Below are 16,062 nucleotides of genomic sequence, written 5' to 3'. Positions count from 1 at the left end.
TCGGCAGCGACAAGACCATTGATGTCTTCCCGGCAGACTGGTTTTCAAACCGCTCTGCCACCTCCCTTGCAATGCGAAACTCCTCCACCCAGACCGGGGTCAGCCGGTCAGTTCACATAAGTTTAGAAAGCAGCTTGCCAATGTTCAAACGAATTCGGGGCTCTGATTGTTGAATTCAGCTCAACCAAATGTCAGGAATGCATCGGTTGATTTCAGCGATCGAGCGACGTAATGGGAGTGGGACCATGAGGAAAATGCCGTCTTTGAAGTCGCTGCAGGCATTCGAGGCTGCTGCCCGTCGCGGCTCCTTTGCCGCCGCTGCGAACGAATTGCATGTTACAGCGAGCGCCATCAGTCATCAGATCCGGTTTCTCGAACAGGAGGTCGGCGTCAGCCTGTTTCATCGCAACACCAGAACGATTGCGCTCACCGATGTCGGGGAAAGCTATTTTCAGAGCGTATCGGAAGCTTTTACCACAGTCGAGGCCGCAACCCGCGATATCGAGCGGCACGGCAAATCCGACATCCTGACGGTTCACTCCGTTCCCAGTTTCGCGGCACAATGGCTGATGCCGCGCCTTGCACGTTTCAGTGCGCAGCACAGCAGCATCGATGTTCGCCTTCATGCGTCGGCGGACCCTGTCGATCTCAATGCAGGGCTCGTGGACATCGACATTCGCTACGGCAGCGTTCTACCCACACGCGGCGTGGTGACCATGACGCTTCCGGAAGAGGCCATCATGGTCTTCTGCGCACCTGATGTCATTGCTCGCGGTCCGATGAAAGAGCTGTCGGACCTTCGTCATCACACGCTCATTCATTCCGAAGTCAACCTGCTCAGCTGGCGCGGCTGGTCCAAGCGTCATGGCGATGTCCCTCTGGATTTCGACAGAGGTCCCCGTTTCGACCGCTCGTTCATGGCCATCAGTGCTGCGGTCGATGGTCTGGGAATTTGCCTTGAAAGCCATTTGCTCGTCGAGCGCGAACGGCAAACCGGCCGCCTCGTTCCGCTCTTTGAAAATCACCACGAGATGATCGCCTGTCACAGCTTTTCAGTGCTGAAAGCCAAGCAGAACGTGCCGAAAATCAAAGCCTTTCAGAAATGGATTCTGGAGGAGTTGATACGGTCCAAATACAAGTAGGATTGCATGCGATTTTGACGCAAGCTCGGACAAGCTGGATACCGCCGCACGGCTGGCCAATGCGGAACAGTGAATTAGATTCATGAATAAAGCTTCATTTCGCGTTTGACCTAACGACCCGTCCAAACAAATATCAGGCACAGAAGGTCCGGTTGGAGGAAATTTCGGACCTTTGGATACAGATCAGGCATGCGTGGTCGCAAGATCGTCTGCCGATCCGTTTGGGAGGAGTTCCGGATGCTGTTATCGAGCAACGATTTCGTGCGCGCTCGCATCATTGTCTGCCGTGCCGTTCGGTATCGCGCTTGTAATGCGTCACCTGTTTTCCCCCTGTATCAATGCTGACATGACCATTTGCGCCGACGGCCTCGCCCCGGCGCGATTGACAACACTCGTTTGACCATCATCGTCACAGGGAGGACTTTCAACGATGAACCTGACACTCAACCGACGCGGCTTTCTGGCCGGCACAACGGCCCTTCTCGCAGCGCCCGTCATCCTAAGTTATCCGCGTGGCGCACAGGCCGCCGTGACCATGACGCTTGGCCACAACGCCGCTCCCGGCAACCCGCGCGGCGCTGCTGCAGATGAATTTGCACGTCTCGTCACGGAAAAAACAGGTGGGGAATATGCGGTGCGCGTCGCCGGCGCCGAACAGCTTGGCAACGAGCAGTCGTTGCTGACCAGCCTTCGCACCGGCGCCGTCGATATGACCGTCAACAGCCAGGGATCCTGCGCCGCTCTCGTGCCTGAAGTCGCTGCCCTTGGTCTTCCTTTCCTGTTCGACAACAGCGCTGCTGCCTTCAAGGTGCTCGAAGGCGACACCGGCAAAGCGCTTGCCGAGCGGTTTGCCACCGTCAACATGGTGCCGCTTGGCTGGTGGGATAACGGTATCCGCCAGATCACCAATTCCAAGCGCCCGATCAACAAGGTCGCCGATCTCGCGGGCCTCACGATCCGCACGCCACCGGATCCGATGACCATCGATATCTTCAAGACATTGGGCGCCAATACCGAGCAGATCAGCTTCGGCGAACTCTATATCGCGCTTCAGCAGGGCGTCGTCGATGGGCAGGAGAACCCGCTGACCAATATCGCGAGTTCCAAGCTGTATGAGGTGAACCCGTTCATTTCGATGTCCGGGCACAAATGGGAAGTTTCACCATTCCTCATCTCTCAGATCCGCTGGGCACAGTTCGACGACAAGCAAAAGACGGCGATCCAGGAGGCAGCCGATGGCGCGACCACGATGCAGCGCGGCCTGATCAAGGACGCCGAGGCAAAACATCTGGCAACCTTCAAGGCCAATGCGAGCCTGAAGATCAACGAGGTCGACAAGGACGATTTCCGCAAAGCATCCGAGCCAGTCGCTGAAATCTGGAAGGCCAAGCCCTTTGGCGAATTTGTCACCAACCTCATCGCAGCTGCAAAGGGCTGACCATGATTGGACCAGACGATACACCGCGGGAGAAGCTGGGTAACTTCGCCATGGTTACCAGCCATCCGCTCACACCCATGCTCCGCCTCGCCAATGGGCTCGATCGCTTCGTCGCCGTCGTGGCGCGTACCATTGTGCTGGTCTCCGGCTGTGTCCTTCTGGTCCTGCTGTTTGGTAACGTCGTCGCCCGTTATGCTATGGGCGGCGGCTTCTCCTTTGCACAGGAGCTACCGGAGCGGATATTCCCCTTCTTCATCATGGCGGGTGTGGCGCTCGGTGTTCAGCACGGTGGCCATATGGCTGTCGAAATGCTGCCGGAAATGCTCGGCCGTCGCGCAGAACAGGTTTTCCGCATCCTGGCCCAGACCATCGTCATCATCGGCCATGCGGTCATGGTCTATGTGACGGTTCAGGTTGCCAATATTTCGTGGATCGACCTCAGCCCGGTTCTCAACATGCCGGCTAGCTATAGCTACTACGCGCTCGCAGGAGGGTCGGCTGCCGTCATCATCGCAACCGTGGCTCTGGTCATTCGCGTCACGATTATCGGTCCCGAGGCCATGCCCGTGCCGACCCCAGAGGAGACAGGCCAATGATGAGCCTTGCCATGATCCTTATCTTTTGCGTGCTGATGATGCTGGCGGTTCCCGTCGGTCATGGCCTTATCATATCGTCAGCTGCCGCCATCTTCTTCTTTGGCGGACTGCCGCTCAGCATCGTCGCGCAGCAGCTTTATCAGCAGACCCAGTCCTTCCCGATGCTCGCCATGCCTTTCTTCATGCTGGCAGGTACGCTGATGCTGGGCGGTAAACTTGGCACGGAACTGCTTTCGTTTGCCTCAAAGGTTATGGAGCGTTGGCGCGGAGGTCCGCTTGCAACGACGGTCGTCGCCTCGGTGGTCTTCGGCGGCGTGTCGGGTTCGGCAGTTGCCAATGCCAGCGCGCTCGGTTCCGTACTGATCCCGTGGCAGAAGAAACAGGGCTACCCTGCGGCCCTTTGCGCCGCCAACAACTCGACATCCGCCGTCATTGATATCCTCATTCCGCCCTCGATCCCCCTCATCCTCTATTCTCTGGTCAGCGGTACCTCGATTGCGGACCTATTCACGGCGGGCCTCCTCCCAGGCGTCCTGCTGGCAGGCGGACTTCTGCTCACCTGCAACTGGATTGCCCGCCGTCGCGGTTTTTCCAAACCCGAGCGCTCCGCAACGATGCGGGAGCTTGGCCGCCTCGCCTTCCTGTCCAGCCCCGCACTGATGCTGCCGGTTCTCATCCTGCTCGGATTGCGCTTCGGCATTGCCACGCCGACGGAAATCGCCGTGCTGGCGGTTGTCTATGCCCTGATCATGAGCGTGTTCTTCTACCGTGACATCACGTGGACACGGTTCAAGGGCAATATGATCGAGGCAGGCATCGCCACCGGCGTCGTCATGCTCGTCATCATCGGCAGCGCCGTCTGCGGCTGGATTCTGACATTCGACCAGGTGCCGGAGCGCTTTGCCGAATGGATCGGCGCCACGGTCCATAACCCGATCCTGATCATCATGTGCATGAACATCCTGCTGCTATTGGTCGGCATGCCGCTCGACCTGCCGCCGTCGATCCTGCTGCTGGGGCCCATCTTTGTGCCGCTCGCCGCCACGATCGGTCTCGATCCGGTCCAGCTCGGGCTGATCATGGTGCTAAACCTCGGCATCGGGCTCTATACGCCGCCCATCGGAACGACCCTGTTCATATCAGCATCGATCGCCAAGACATCGCTTGGTGCCACTACCCGTGAGCTCTGGCCGTTCTTCCTGGTATCGATGATCGTGCTTCTCCTGGTGAGCTACGTACCGGCGCTGACCATTTACTGATCCAAGGTGGCGCGGCCTTCACGACCGCCGCGCCCCACCATCACCGCGTCCATCCCCCGCATCGACGATCCCCGGATCGCCGAATGGACCCTGTCGCGCCTTCGCATGACGCCATTCGTATTGAATACAAGGAGAAGCACCCATGAGTGGGACCATCGCCACCCATCTGCCCAACATGAGCCTGCCACGCCGCGCGTGGGAAATCCGTCGCAAGGCCGTGCGCATGGGCGAAGTTCAGGGGCAAGGCTATGTCGGTCAGGCCCTCGGCATCGCAGACGTCCTTGCCGTGTCCTATTTCCATGCGCTGACCTATCGGCCGGAAGACCCGGAATGGGAAGGACGTGACCGCTTCCTGCTCTCCATCGGCCATTACGCCATCGCGCTTTATTCCGCCTTGATCGAAGCCGGCATCCTGCCCGAGCAGGAGCTGGAAACCTACGGAGCCGATGACAGCCGTCTCCCAATGTCCGGCATGGCCGCCTACACGCCCGGCATGGAGATCACCGGCGGTTCGCTCGGCCAGGGTCTCGGCATCGCCGTCGGCATGGCGCTCGGCCTCAAGGCCAAGAAGAACGCAGCTTTCGTCTACAATCTCATGTCGGACGGCGAACTTGGCGAAGGTTCGACCTGGGAAGCGGCAATGTCGGCGGCCCACCACAAGCTTTCCAACCTCATCTGCATCGTCGATTTCAATGACCAGCAGGCCGATGGCAAATCCACCCAGATGCTCAGCGCGGAACCCCTCTCTGAGAAATGGACCGCCTTCGGCTGGCACACACAGCGGGTGGACGGCAACGATATGGACGCGCTTGTCGCCGCCTTTGATGTGGCCCGCAATCTCGAAGATGCAAGACCCCGGGTCATCATCTGCGACACGCTGATGTGCAAGGGCGTGCCGTTCCTCGAGACCCGGGAAATCACTCATTTCGTGCGCGTAGAACCGGAGGAATGGCAGATGGCGCTCTCCGTGCTCGACGCAAACCGACCGGCTTGAAGGATAAAGCCATGACAGCAAACAGAAATTACGATCCCCATCGCAAGTGGGAACCCCGCATTCCCAAGCCTGGTGAAGGCGGCAAGACCTCGGCCATGATCGCTTCGCTCGCAGCCGAAGGTTACGACACGGTGTCGGCCCCGTTCGGCCATGCGCTAGTCGAGCAGGCCCGCAACAATGACCGCATCGTCGGCCTGACCGCGGATCTCGCGAAATATACCGACCTGCATGTCTTTGCCGAGGCCTTTCCCGAGCGCTTTTACCAGATGGGCATGGCGGAGCAGGTGATGATTTCGGCCGCCGCCGGCATGGCGCGCGAAGGGTTCATTCCCTTTGCCACCACCTATGCCGTCTTTGCATCGCGCCGCGCCTACGACTTCATCGCCATGGCGATCGCCGAGGAAAACCTGCCGGTCAAGATCGTCTGCGCGCTTCCGGGCCTTACCACCGGCTATGGCCCGAGCCATCAGGCGACCGAGGATCTCGCGATTTTCCGTGGCCTGCCAAACCTGACGATCATCGATCCCTGCGATGCGATCGACGTCGCCGAAGCCGTTCCCGCCATCATCGCCCATGACGGTCCGGTGTATATGCGCCTGCTGCGTGGCAAGGTGCCGTCCGTCCTGCGCAGGCATTGCCCGGACTACACGTTCGAAATCGGCAAGGCCAAGCTGGTGCGGGATGGCACGGATGTATTGGTGATCGCGTCGGGTTTCATGACCATGCGCGCGCTGGATGCTGCCATCGAACTGGAAAAAGACGGTGTCTCGGTTGGCGTTCTGCATTGCCCGACGATCAAGCCGCTCGACACGGAGACTATCCTGGCCGAGGCTGGAAAAGGTGGCCGCCTTGTCGTCACGGCGGAAAACCACACCCGCATCGGCGGGCTCGGCGAGGCCGTGGCATCGACGCTGCTGACCAACGGCGTGACGCCAGCATTCCGCATGATCGGTCTGCCCGATCAGTTCCTCGACGCCGGTGCGTTACCCACACTGCACGACCGGTACGGTATCTCCACCGCTGCAATGCTTTCCCAGATCCGCAGCTGGCTCTGACCACACACGCAAAATCCACATCACCCTCCTCGCCTGGGGCGAGACACGGAAAGAAAAAGGAAATTTTAATGGCAAACGCTCTGCTTGAGGGCAAATTCGCAGTCGTGACCGGTGCCGCATCCAAGCGCGGTCTGGGCAAGGCCACGGCCAAACTCTTCGCCGAACATGGCGCGACCGTCGCGATCCTCGATCTCGATGAAGCTGCGGCCAAGGAAGCCGCAGCCGATCTTGGCGCGCAGCATGTCGGCATGGCCTGCAATGTCACCGACCTTGATGGCATCAAAACGGTGATCGAAGCTCTTATTGCGAAATGGGGTCAGATCGACATTCTCGTCAACAATGCCGGTATCACCCAGCCGCTGAAGATCATGGATATCGGACCGGAGAACTACGATGCCGTGCTCGACGTCAACCTGCGCGGCACGCTCTATTGCAGCCAGGCGGTAATCCCGCACATGCGCGGCCGTAGAACCGGCAAGATCGTCAACCTCTCCTCCGTTTCGGCCCAGCGTGGCGGCGGCATTTTTGGCGGACCGCACTATTCTGCTGCAAAAGCCGGCGTTCTGGGCCTTACCAAAGCCATGGCACGTGAACTTGCGCCCGACAATGTCCGCGTCAACGCCATTTGCCCGGGCTTCATCGCGACAGACATCACCGGCGGCATGCTGACACCAGACAAGATGGAAGAGATCAACGCCGGCATTCCCATGGGCCGCGCCGGCACGGCGGATGATGTCGCGGGCTGCGCGCTGTTCCTCGCCTCCGATCTGTCGGCCTATGTCACCGGCTCGGAAGTCGATGTCAACGGCGGCTCGCTGATCCACTGATATCTCAAGCGGCGCCTGACGGGCGCCGCCCTGCCCTCAACGGAGAACAGCATAATGAAACTCGGATTGGGCAGCTATGCCTTCCGCTGGTCGATCGGGATCAAGGACCTGCAGCCCTCCACGCCGATGACGGCAATGGAGGTTCTGGAGATTGCCCATGCGCATGGCCTTAGGCTGGTACAATATGCCGACAACCTGCCGCTCGACCGCCTGACGCCGAACGAACATCGGGCGCTGAAGGCGCGTGCCGACAGCTACGGCATGTCTCTGGAACTCGGCACGCAATCCTTCGACGCGGCGGAGCTTGCGCGCTACATCCCGATCGGCGAACGCATCGGCTCCAGGATACTGCGGGTCGCGCTCGACGCGGAAGACGCGCTGATCCCCGTGCCGGAACTGGCGGCACAGATCCGCGACCTGCTGCCGGACGGAAAAGCGGCGGGCCTGCGGTTTGCGATCGAGAATCACTTCAACTACCCCTCCTCCCGGATGGTCCAACTGCTCGATGCCGTGGCCGACGAGGCACTCGGCGTCTGCCTCGACGTCGCCAATTCCATTTGCGCCGGCGAATGGCCGATGACGACGGTGAAGATGCTTGCACCCTACGCAATCAACCTGCATCTCAAGGATTACCAGATCACGCCCGATCCCTACGGCGTTGGCTTCCGCATCCACGGCACGCCGCTTGGCGATGGCCGGGCTGAGATTTCGGACATCCTCGATTGCCTTGCGCATTGCCCGGATGACATGAGCTGCATCCTCGAACATTGGCTGCCCCAGACATTCGACATGGAAGCCACGCGCCGCATGGAACACGAATGGCTGGAACGCACGGTGGCTGCCGCCAAACGGCTGGTCCCCGGCAGCCACTGAAACGCACATCCGAACGAACCGGACCGGAATGATCATGACCCAGAAAACCAAGAAGCTTATCAACGCGCCCGAGAATATCATCCCGGAATTCATCGACGGCTTCGTCAGTGCCCATGCCGATATTTTGGCCGTGGAAGGGCCGACCGGCCGCGCTGTCGTCGCGCGACATGGCCCGCGCGATGGCAAGGTCGGGATCGTCGTCGGGGGCGGTTCGGGTCACGAGCCTGCCTTTGCCGGCTATGTCGGCCGGGGCCTCGCCGATGCTGCAGCAGTCGGCAATGTCTTTGCTTCCCCCTCGCCCCAACATATTCTCGACGCCGGGCGCGCTGCCGATGGCGGTGCGGGCGTGCTGTTTCTCTACGGCAACTATACCGGCGACGTTTTGAACTTCACGATGGCGGCCGAAGAGTTGCAAGCAGAGGGAACGCCCGTCAAACAGTTTGCCGTTTCCGACGACATTGCATCTGCTCCGTTTGAGCGGCGCACCGAACGGCGCGGCGTCGCGGGAGATTTCTTCGTCTTCAAATGCGCCGGTGCTGCCGCCGATCGTGGCGAAAATCTCGACAGCGTGCATGCCGCCGCCATGTTTGCGAATGATCGATGCCGGTCAATGGGGGTCGCTCTTGGCGCCTGCTCGCTGCCGCAGACAGGCACTTTTAATTTCGAGATCGGCCCGGAGGATATGGAAATCGGCATGGGCATTCATGGCGAACCCGGCATGCGCCGCGAAAAGCTGGCGCCTGCCGATACCGTCACGGATGTGCTGATGGAGCCCATCCTGAAAGAACTGGCACTCGAAAGCGGCGATCGCGTGGCTGTCCTCGTCAACGGACTGGGCGCGACGACGCAGCTCGAACTCTTCCTCATCTACCGCCGCGTTCGTCAGATCCTTGATGCCTTGGGTATTGGCATCCATGCCAACTGGGTCGGTGAATATGCCACATCGCTAGAAATGGCAGGCGCCTCCGTAACCCTCCTCAAGCTCGATGACCAGTTGACCCGCCTGCTCGATCATCCCTGCCGCACACCAGCGCTCACCGTGGGCGAGGCAGGCAAGGCAGCGCCCGTAACGCAGCGGTCGGAACGCAAGGTTCGAGCCATCAAAAGGGACGTTGCTATCGACCGCGCAGCGCTTTTGACATCCGGCAGCGTCACATCGTCAATTTTCGTGCAGATGATGATGGCGATTGCCGACACGATCCGTACAGAAAAAGACCATTTGTCCCAACTCGACGGTGTACTGGGCGACGGCGATCACGGCGTCACCATGGATATCGGCTGGACGGCGGTGCGCAATGAACTGGAAAACGGCACCGATAACGGGGTGATTGTTGAAGTCTGCGAGCGCATGGCACATGTGTTTCTGACCGCTGTCGGCGCGTCCTCCGGTCCGCTCTATGCCAGCGGCTTTCGCGGGGCTGGTAAGGCCGTCGCCGATCGGCTTAATCTCGATGGCGCAGCCACGGCCGCCTGGATTAAAGGCATGAGCGACGGTATCCTTTCGCGAGGCGGTGCAAGTCCTGGCGACAAGACGATGGTGGATGCCTGGTTTCCAGCAGCAGAGGCCGCCGTCAAGGCAGCGCAGTCGGGTGCGGACGAGCTTGCGGTACTGATCGCCGCGCGCGATGGGGCAAAAGCCGGCGCGGAACACACAGCAACGATCGAGAGCCGCCGCGGCCGGTCCGCCAAGCTCGGCGCACGCTCGGTCGGGCATATCGATCCCGGAGCTCTGTCAGCCTATATGATCCTCCGCGCCATGACCGAGTCGTTGCAAAACGCTTCGGCATAGGCCTATTCGAGCAAGGAGCCGCTGACCTGCAGGGCGGCGGCGCCGTATCAATTTTCAAGATCGGCCCAGACGGCCTCTCGCAACTCATTATCGGAGAGCTCGACCGTTGAGCCTCGGCAGCATTTGGCCCACCGTTCCGTTTATCCACGAAATCAGGTGTGGTGGTTTGCCCCTCAATAATTTTTCCGCTCTAAATCGATCGCGGCAAACATCCAAATGAGGATAAAGTCATACATAAGCAACGATCCAAGCATTTCAAAGCGAGGTCCGCAGCCCTACAGTTCTGCTATTATCCCTCTAAACCCTTCTTCTTCTTTTCGCAGGCGTGATTGAAACCGTTTTCTGTATCACGTCGAACGATGCAGCGGGTAGGTCTCGGCATTTTCAATATGTTGAAGCCCAAAGCTTTTGAGGTGGGCCGGAAACAATTCAAGGCAGAGCACTTTAAAAGCCTCCGCAACAGGGCTTTTTATGCCGTCCTTGCGTTCCAGCATACCAACCACCCTCTCATTTCGCGTCTCCGCAATGTCGAGCACCGAGATGCCATCAGGCGTGTGAAATGCTGATAACGCCGGCAGTATGGTCACGCCCAGGGATGCCTTGACCAGAGCGAAGAGCGACGTCGTGTTGTGAACCGTCATCAACGACCTGGATGCGATGTCGATGTAAGCCTCCGCTCGAATCTGTTCGGACGATCCATTGAGGATGAGATTTTCATGGGCGAGATCGTCCCAGAGAATGGAACGGGGCAATGATGTAAGCCCTGATTTTTCCGAACACAAAAGTTTGTATCGGTCCTTGAACAGGGGTGTGAACCCGATCGATCCCGAGATGCGCGGTTCTCCGCTGAAGCCGATATCCGCCGTTCCGGTTTCAACCATTTGCCGCACCTGTGCACTGTCCATATCGAACAGTTCAACCTGCACCTGCGGCCGATCCTCGAGAAATTTCTGGAGCAGGATAGGAAGCAAGTGTGCCGCCACAGAGGGCACGGAGGCGATGGTGAGGCTGCCGATGCGGCTCTTTGCGAACGCCCTGACTGTCCGGATGCCACGGTCGAAACTTTTCAACTGCAGATGAGCCGTGTCAAAGAGAATACTGCCGAGCGCGGTCAGGCTGTTCTTGCGATCCGTTTGAAAAAGCGGGCCGCCCAGTTCGTCTTCCAGCTGCTTCAATGTCATTGATACTGCCGACGGTGTTCGCCCGACAATTTCCGCAGCGTCCTTGATGTTGCCTGCCTCGGCAACGACAACAAAGACCCGCAGGGCTTCCAACTTGATCATAGCGCACCTGTTTCAATAATTCTGAAGTTTGTAACAGAAATTTCTGCTTGCTTGAAGTGATCCGATTGGCAATCTGCAGGCCAAGGAGAAGGCATATGACAAATATCCATCAGAATCTCATCGCCGGCGCCTGGACAAAGAACGATGTGTCGATCGAGAACCGGAATCCTTCGGACATTGCCGATCTGGTCGGTTTGTTCGCGCAGGCGGATCGCAACGATCTGGACCGCGCCGTGGAGGCCGCAAAGATAGCCGCGCGTGCCTGGCGCGGCGTCGGGCTGGAGCAGCGGCAGAACATATTGCAAAACATTGGCGAGGAACTGATGAAGCGCTCGGCCGAACTGGGAGAGCTTCTGTCGCGCGAAGAAGGAAAGCCGCTCGCGGAAGGCAAGGGCGAGGTTTACCGGGCCGGGCAGTTCTTCACATATTATGCGGCCGAGACGCTGCGGCAGCTGGGCGAGAATGCCGACTCCGTCCGGCCCGGCATCGAGATCGATATGCGGCGCGAGCCGATGGGCGTGGTAGCGGTCATCTCCCCGTGGAATTTCCCGATGGCGACCGCCAGCTGGAAAATCGCGCCGGCTCTGGCTTACGGCAATGCCGTCATCTGGAAGCCCGCCAACGAAACACCGGCTTCGGCCTGGGCTCTCGCCGAGATCATCCATCGAGCCGGGCTGCCGGAAGGCACGTTCCAGCTTCTGATGGGCACCGGCAAGGATATCGGCCACGGGCTCGCCGGACATCGCGGCGTCGATGCGGTGACCTTCACCGGCTCCTACGAGGTCGGCCGGCAGGTGGCCATCGCTGCGGCGCCCAATCTCACCAAATACCAGCTCGAACTCGGCTCGAAGAATGCACTTCTGGTGATGGAGGACGCAGATCTCGAACTTGCGGTCTCTGCGGCCGTATCCGGCGGCTATTCCGGCACCGGCCAGAAATGCACTGCAAGCTCCCGGCTCATCGTGCATGAACAGATCCACGACGCCTTTGTGGAAAAGCTTACCGGGGCTTTGTCACAGATGACGGTCGGTCACGCGCTCGACGCTTCCACGCGCATCGGTCCGGTCGTCAGCGCGCGTCAGCTGGAATCGAACCTTGGCTGGATCGACGCGGCCCGAAAATCGGGCGCCAACGTCGCCTATGGCGGCGAGAGGATCGAACTTGCTCATCAGGGCTACTACATGTCCCCGGCACTCCTCACCGGCACGACGAACGACATGCCGCTCAACCGTGAGGAAATGTTCGCGCCGATCAGCGCCGTCCAGGCGGTTTCGAGTTATGAAGAGGGGCTGGAGAAAGTCAACGATACGGATTTCGGGCTGGTTGCGGGCATTTTCACGTCTTCGCTTGCGCGCGCCACGCATTTCCGTCGACATGTCGAAACCGGCTGCGTGACGATCAACCTGCCGACCGCCGGAACCGACTATCATGTGCCGTTCGGTGGCCGGAAGAATTCAAGTTCCGGACCGCGCGAGCAAGGACGCAACGCCGCAGAATTCTACACGCAGATCAAGACGGCCTATATCCGCGCCGGAAATCCGGAGTGACACCATGACCCAAACCATCGCCAGCCCGCTGATCGACTGCCTGCAATATGCCAAATGGAGCGAGACCGTGTTCCGCCAAATGCGGGCGGGCGGCGTTCACGCCGTTCATGCAACGATTGCCTATCACGAGAACTTTCGTGAGACCGTTTCCAATATCGCGGCCTGGAACCGGCATTTCGAAAATCACTCCGACCTTATCTTTCTCGGCCGCGACGCGGGCGACGTCAAGAAGGCGATAGAGCAAGAGCGGACCGCAATCTTTTTCGGCCTGCAGAACCCGTCGCCCATCGAGGATGATATCGGGCTGGTTGAGGTTTGCCACGCTCTCGGCATCCGCTTCATGCAATTGACCTACAACAACCAGTCGCTGCTGGCCACGGGCTGTTACGAAGCCGTCGATACGGGCGTGACGCGCTTCGGCAGGCAGGTGATTGCGGAAATGAACCGCGTCGGCATGGTCATCGACATGAGCCATTCGTCAGAACGTTCCACGCTGGAGACAATCGAGATTTCGGCCCGCCCGATTGCCATCACCCATGCCAATCCGTCCTGGTGGCACAACGGTCTGAGGAGCAAGTCCGATACGGTTCTGCGCGCCCTCACCGGTTCCGGGGGCATGCTCGGTTTTTCCATGTATGCGCATCACCTGAAAGGCGGTGCCTCCTGCACATTGCAGTCCTTTTGCGAGATGATCGCGGAATCCGCGTCGCGGTACGGGGCGGAGAACTTGGGAATCGGCAGCGATCTCTGCCAGGACCAGCCCGACTCCATCGTGACCTGGATGCGCAATGGCCGCTGGTCGAAGACGACGGATTACGGCGAGGGAACCGCGAGCGAAGCCGGTTGGCCTCAACAGCCCTCCTGGTTCAGCAACAATTTGTCGCTGACCAATATTACCCGGGGCCTGAGCGACGCGGGTTTCTCGCCTTCCGAAGTGTCCGGGATCATGGGCGGAAATTGGTTGCGCTTCTATGGCCATTCTTTCGGCCCCGCGGCCTGGGGAGAACGGGTTGCCGCGCAATGAGCGCGGGCAGCGCAAGCCGGCTGCGCAGCCCGGACGAGGTGATGCGGCTGAAGAGGCTCGGCGCATCGTTCCCGACGCGGCTCAGCTTCACGCGCAGCCTGCTGCGCCGGCTTGCTGCGGAAAAGGCGAAGGTCTCGCGTCCGCTTTGGGATATCGACGGGGACGGATATGGGCGAGCGGTCTACAGCGTCGTCCTCGCAGGCAACACATACAGCCTTGTTGCGTTTTCGACCCGGCTTGCGGACGAAGACCGCACCGACAGGGTCATTGCTGAAGCCTGGGATACGAGTTTCGTGCTCTATGATGGAACCCCGGATGCGTCCGAACTTGACCGCCTGTCGCGGAATGCACCCTTGCAGGAAGCCGGACGTTTCCGCGAGAGCGATCTGGTGCTCAGCAGGGCCAACAAGTCGGTGCGCTTTTTCGAGCATGTCGTCGCGAGACTGGCAAGCGGCCGCCAGCCGGACCGCGATCTGGTACTGGACGTCGGATACCTGATGCGCACGACCGCTGTCTACGGCAACGGAAAATTCGGCATTGCAGACCGTTTCGTGATTTCGCACCGGCCGGAGATGGCAGGGCCGTTTCAAGCAGAAATGCTGGCGGTCTGGTTGATCCGCGGCTTTTCCCATGATCTCGTCGAGCATATGGCGCGCTGCCGGTCTCCTGAAACCTGCGTTTCTCTGCAGCGATCCCTAAAGCAGCATCTTGGCATGGGGAACTCCACCGGCCTCGGCATGGCACCGTTTCTGGTCCATCACCCCGCTTTGTTGAATGCCTGGATTACGGCACGTGAAAAGGCGCTGGCCATGGTGCTTGGCGGTGAAGCACCGGTGAAGCCCGAACGCATTCTTGACCTTTGGCGCAACACGGTGGAGCACCTTCGGCAATGGAACGTCGATGATGCCGGTCTTTCCGAACGGATCGCCATTCTGCGTAAGGAATGGGCGGACGAACTGGTCGAACTCGAGCACGCTCCTTCCTCCGCAGCCGACATTGCCGCGAGGTCGAGGCTGCGCTCGGTCGATTTCCAGGAACTGGCTGCAGCGCTATTAATCGAGGCGGCCGGTCCTGTCGTGGACGCGCTTTGCGACGGGATGGCCGTCGCGGGCGAAGGCCATCTGGTGCCTGCAATGCCGCTTTCTGCCCTGCGCGCATTGCTGGATCGCCACTTCGGCTGGGCATCCGGTATCGATTTTCGGGAAAAGAGCGAAACCTCGCAGTTTTGGTACGTCTCGGAGGAAAAACTGGAGCCGCGACTGGGGCAACGCTATGAGGAGCCGGGGGCCGACCGTGAACTGCCACTCGATATCGCGCGACAGATCGGGGCGTTGCGGGAGGATTTGAGTGCCGAATCCGGGCTCTTGGATGTCGCCTCCTTCGTGGCGCGCTATCCGCAGCATCGCCATGTCGTGCGCCGGGTGCAGATGGCCGATGCCGCCCCCTATTCTGAGATCCGCGACAATCTCATCGCCGGTACCTGCCTTCCCATCGACATGCTGCGCTGCAAGCTGTCCTTCTTCGGAGCGGCGAAGTTCGATCCCCGCTCTGACCGCTGGACGCGAATAACCTTGTTTCAGGGCGCGCCGGATTTCGACGATATCGGTGCGGGCGAGACCGACAATTGCTGGCTGCCGGTGCTGACATGAGTACGGTCGAACTGTCGCTCAACGAGGTTGAGATGACCACGCGCAAGGCAGCGCTTGGAGCCGGGCTGACGCTTGGTGTTGCGGAAGAGATCGGCCGTGCGGCGCGCTGGCTTTCGGCGAGAGGTTATGACGGCCTTGCCGAGGCCGTGCGATTTCTGACCGCGGGTGAACAGACTTCCCCGGATGACGCGGCTTCGGTTGTCGCCGTGCTGTTTGATCTGGACAGGCTGTTATCGAGCCCGGCAAGGCAGGCGGTTTGCACCGATGGCCTGTCCTCGATGCCACTTTTCTACGGTCTTTGCGGTGCCATGGCAGACACGGTCCATGCGGATATCGTTATCGAAGCGGGAGATGAAATCTTTTCCACGGCAGAAGTACGGCTCCTGCCCGGTTTTCTCGGCAACATCCGCATTCAGATGCGGCCGAAGGCAACGGCGGCGCGCGCCGGTGAGCGCCGCCCGCAGCCGACGACGGAAGCGGTGCTGGCCGCTGCCGCAGCGCTCTGTGCGCGCACCTACGTTCCCGCCTCGCAACAATCACGGGTACGCGGGGCAGGCGCCGCAAAAACGGACAACGACTGAGGAGT

Annotated in this window: 14 protein-coding genes; 13 read left to right on the top strand and 1 reads right to left on the bottom strand. The window is 60.0% G+C overall.

From position 1 onward, the window contains the following. Positions 1–245 precede the first annotated feature (245 nt). From gcvA to dhaL, 9 genes are all read left to right on the top strand, one after another. Positions 246–1,142 (top strand): transcriptional regulator GcvA, encoded by an 897-nt coding sequence (gene gcvA / locus PYR65_RS23120; protein WP_276121752.1) that lies wholly within the window; start codon positions 246–248, stop codon positions 1,140–1,142. Positions 1,143–1,572: 430 nt separating this feature from the next. Then, positions 1,573–2,580 (top strand): TRAP transporter substrate-binding protein, encoded by a 1,008-nt coding sequence (locus PYR65_RS23115; RefSeq protein ID WP_276121751.1) that lies wholly within the window; start codon positions 1,573–1,575, stop codon positions 2,578–2,580. Positions 2,581–2,582: 2 nt separating this feature from the next. Beyond that, complete coding sequence (locus PYR65_RS23110) at positions 2,583–3,176, top strand: TRAP transporter small permease (protein WP_276121750.1); 594 nt, start codon at positions 2,583–2,585, stop codon at positions 3,174–3,176. Then, on the top strand, positions 3,176–4,435 hold the full coding sequence (locus PYR65_RS23105) for a TRAP transporter large permease (RefSeq protein ID WP_060637638.1): 1,260 nt from the start codon (positions 3,176–3,178) through the stop codon (positions 4,433–4,435). Before PYR65_RS23110 ends, PYR65_RS23105 begins: the two co-directional genes overlap by 1 nt. 142 nt (positions 4,436–4,577) lie before the next feature. Continuing rightward, positions 4,578–5,429: a transketolase gene (locus tag PYR65_RS23100; RefSeq protein ID WP_276121749.1), complete on the top strand. Its 852-nt coding sequence runs from the start codon at positions 4,578–4,580 to the stop codon at positions 5,427–5,429. Positions 5,430–5,440: 11 nt separating this feature from the next. Further along, positions 5,441–6,484, top strand: a complete 1,044-nt coding sequence (locus tag PYR65_RS23095; RefSeq protein ID WP_276121748.1) for a transketolase family protein — start codon at positions 5,441–5,443, stop codon at positions 6,482–6,484. Positions 6,485–6,552: 68 nt separating this feature from the next. After that, on the top strand, positions 6,553–7,311 hold the full coding sequence (locus tag PYR65_RS23090; RefSeq protein ID WP_276121747.1) for an SDR family NAD(P)-dependent oxidoreductase: 759 nt from the start codon (positions 6,553–6,555) through the stop codon (positions 7,309–7,311). 54 nt (positions 7,312–7,365) lie between these two features. Next, on the top strand, positions 7,366–8,184 hold the full coding sequence (locus tag PYR65_RS23085; RefSeq protein WP_276121746.1) for a sugar phosphate isomerase/epimerase family protein: 819 nt from the start codon (positions 7,366–7,368) through the stop codon (positions 8,182–8,184). Between the two features lie 34 nt (positions 8,185–8,218). Then, entirely contained in the window at positions 8,219–9,973 is a 1,755-nt protein-coding gene (gene dhaL / locus PYR65_RS23080; protein ID WP_276121745.1) for a dihydroxyacetone kinase subunit DhaL, read from the top strand. A gap of 347 nt (positions 9,974–10,320) precedes the next feature. On the opposite strand, the gene PYR65_RS23075 is transcribed toward dhaL, so the two are convergent. After that, on the bottom strand, positions 10,321–11,256 hold the full coding sequence (locus PYR65_RS23075; protein WP_276121744.1) for a LysR family transcriptional regulator: 936 nt from the start codon (positions 11,254–11,256) through the stop codon (positions 10,321–10,323). Positions 11,257–11,351: 95 nt separating this feature from the next. Here PYR65_RS23075 and PYR65_RS23070 point away from each other — a divergent pair, with 95 nt between their 5' ends. Genes PYR65_RS23070 through PYR65_RS23055 form a run of 4 tightly spaced genes read left to right on the top strand, consistent with a single transcriptional unit; the run spans position 11,352 to position 16,057 of the window. Further along, positions 11,352–12,803: an aldehyde dehydrogenase family protein gene (locus PYR65_RS23070; RefSeq protein ID WP_276121743.1), complete on the top strand. Its 1,452-nt coding sequence runs from the start codon at positions 11,352–11,354 to the stop codon at positions 12,801–12,803. A gap of 4 nt (positions 12,804–12,807) precedes the next feature. Next, complete coding sequence (locus tag PYR65_RS23065) at positions 12,808–13,827, top strand: membrane dipeptidase (RefSeq protein WP_060639129.1); 1,020 nt, start codon at positions 12,808–12,810, stop codon at positions 13,825–13,827. Continuing rightward, the gene (locus PYR65_RS23060; protein WP_276121742.1) at positions 13,824–15,476 is read left to right on the top strand and encodes a hypothetical protein; all 1,653 of its coding nucleotides are present in this window, start codon (positions 13,824–13,826) and stop codon (positions 15,474–15,476) included. Before PYR65_RS23065 ends, PYR65_RS23060 begins: the two co-directional genes overlap by 4 nt. Continuing rightward, a complete protein-coding gene (locus PYR65_RS23055) occupies positions 15,473–16,057 on the top strand; it encodes a DUF3726 domain-containing protein (RefSeq protein WP_082546818.1) in 585 nt (194 codons plus the stop codon). The genes PYR65_RS23060 and PYR65_RS23055 overlap by 4 nt, the downstream gene beginning before the upstream one ends. Positions 16,058–16,062 lie beyond the last annotated feature (5 nt).

This window comes from Pararhizobium qamdonense, assembly GCF_029277445.1.
Taxonomy (GTDB): Bacteria; Pseudomonadota; Alphaproteobacteria; order Rhizobiales; family Rhizobiaceae; genus Pararhizobium; species Pararhizobium qamdonense.
This window is presented reverse-complemented; position numbering and strand designations above follow the sequence as displayed.

Excerpts from the sequence above, each read along its gene's own strand:
- PYR65_RS23075 (WP_276121744.1), bottom strand. The coding sequence starts at position 11,256 with ATGATCAAGTTGGAAGCCCTGCGGGTCTTTGTTGTCGTTGCCGAGGCA.
- PYR65_RS23085 (WP_276121746.1), top strand. The coding sequence starts at position 7,366 with ATGAAACTCGGATTGGGCAGCTATGCCTTCCGCTGGTCGATCGGGATC.
- PYR65_RS23095 (WP_276121748.1), top strand. The coding sequence starts at position 5,441 with ATGACAGCAAACAGAAATTACGATCCCCATCGCAAGTGGGAACCCCGC.
- PYR65_RS23115 (WP_276121751.1), top strand. The coding sequence starts at position 1,573 with ATGAACCTGACACTCAACCGACGCGGCTTTCTGGCCGGCACAACGGCC.
- dhaL (WP_276121745.1), top strand. The coding sequence starts at position 8,219 with ATGACCCAGAAAACCAAGAAGCTTATCAACGCGCCCGAGAATATCATC.
- PYR65_RS23110 (WP_276121750.1), top strand. The coding sequence starts at position 2,583 with ATGATTGGACCAGACGATACACCGCGGGAGAAGCTGGGTAACTTCGCC.
- PYR65_RS23090 (WP_276121747.1), top strand. The coding sequence starts at position 6,553 with ATGGCAAACGCTCTGCTTGAGGGCAAATTCGCAGTCGTGACCGGTGCC.
- PYR65_RS23060 (WP_276121742.1), top strand. The coding sequence starts at position 13,824 with ATGAGCGCGGGCAGCGCAAGCCGGCTGCGCAGCCCGGACGAGGTGATG.
- PYR65_RS23105 (WP_060637638.1), top strand. The coding sequence starts at position 3,176 with ATGAGCCTTGCCATGATCCTTATCTTTTGCGTGCTGATGATGCTGGCG.
- PYR65_RS23065 (WP_060639129.1), top strand. The coding sequence starts at position 12,808 with ATGACCCAAACCATCGCCAGCCCGCTGATCGACTGCCTGCAATATGCC.
- gcvA (WP_276121752.1), top strand. The coding sequence starts at position 246 with ATGAGGAAAATGCCGTCTTTGAAGTCGCTGCAGGCATTCGAGGCTGCT.
- PYR65_RS23055 (WP_082546818.1), top strand. The coding sequence starts at position 15,473 with ATGAGTACGGTCGAACTGTCGCTCAACGAGGTTGAGATGACCACGCGC.
- PYR65_RS23100 (WP_276121749.1), top strand. The coding sequence starts at position 4,578 with ATGAGTGGGACCATCGCCACCCATCTGCCCAACATGAGCCTGCCACGC.
- PYR65_RS23070 (WP_276121743.1), top strand. The coding sequence starts at position 11,352 with ATGACAAATATCCATCAGAATCTCATCGCCGGCGCCTGGACAAAGAAC.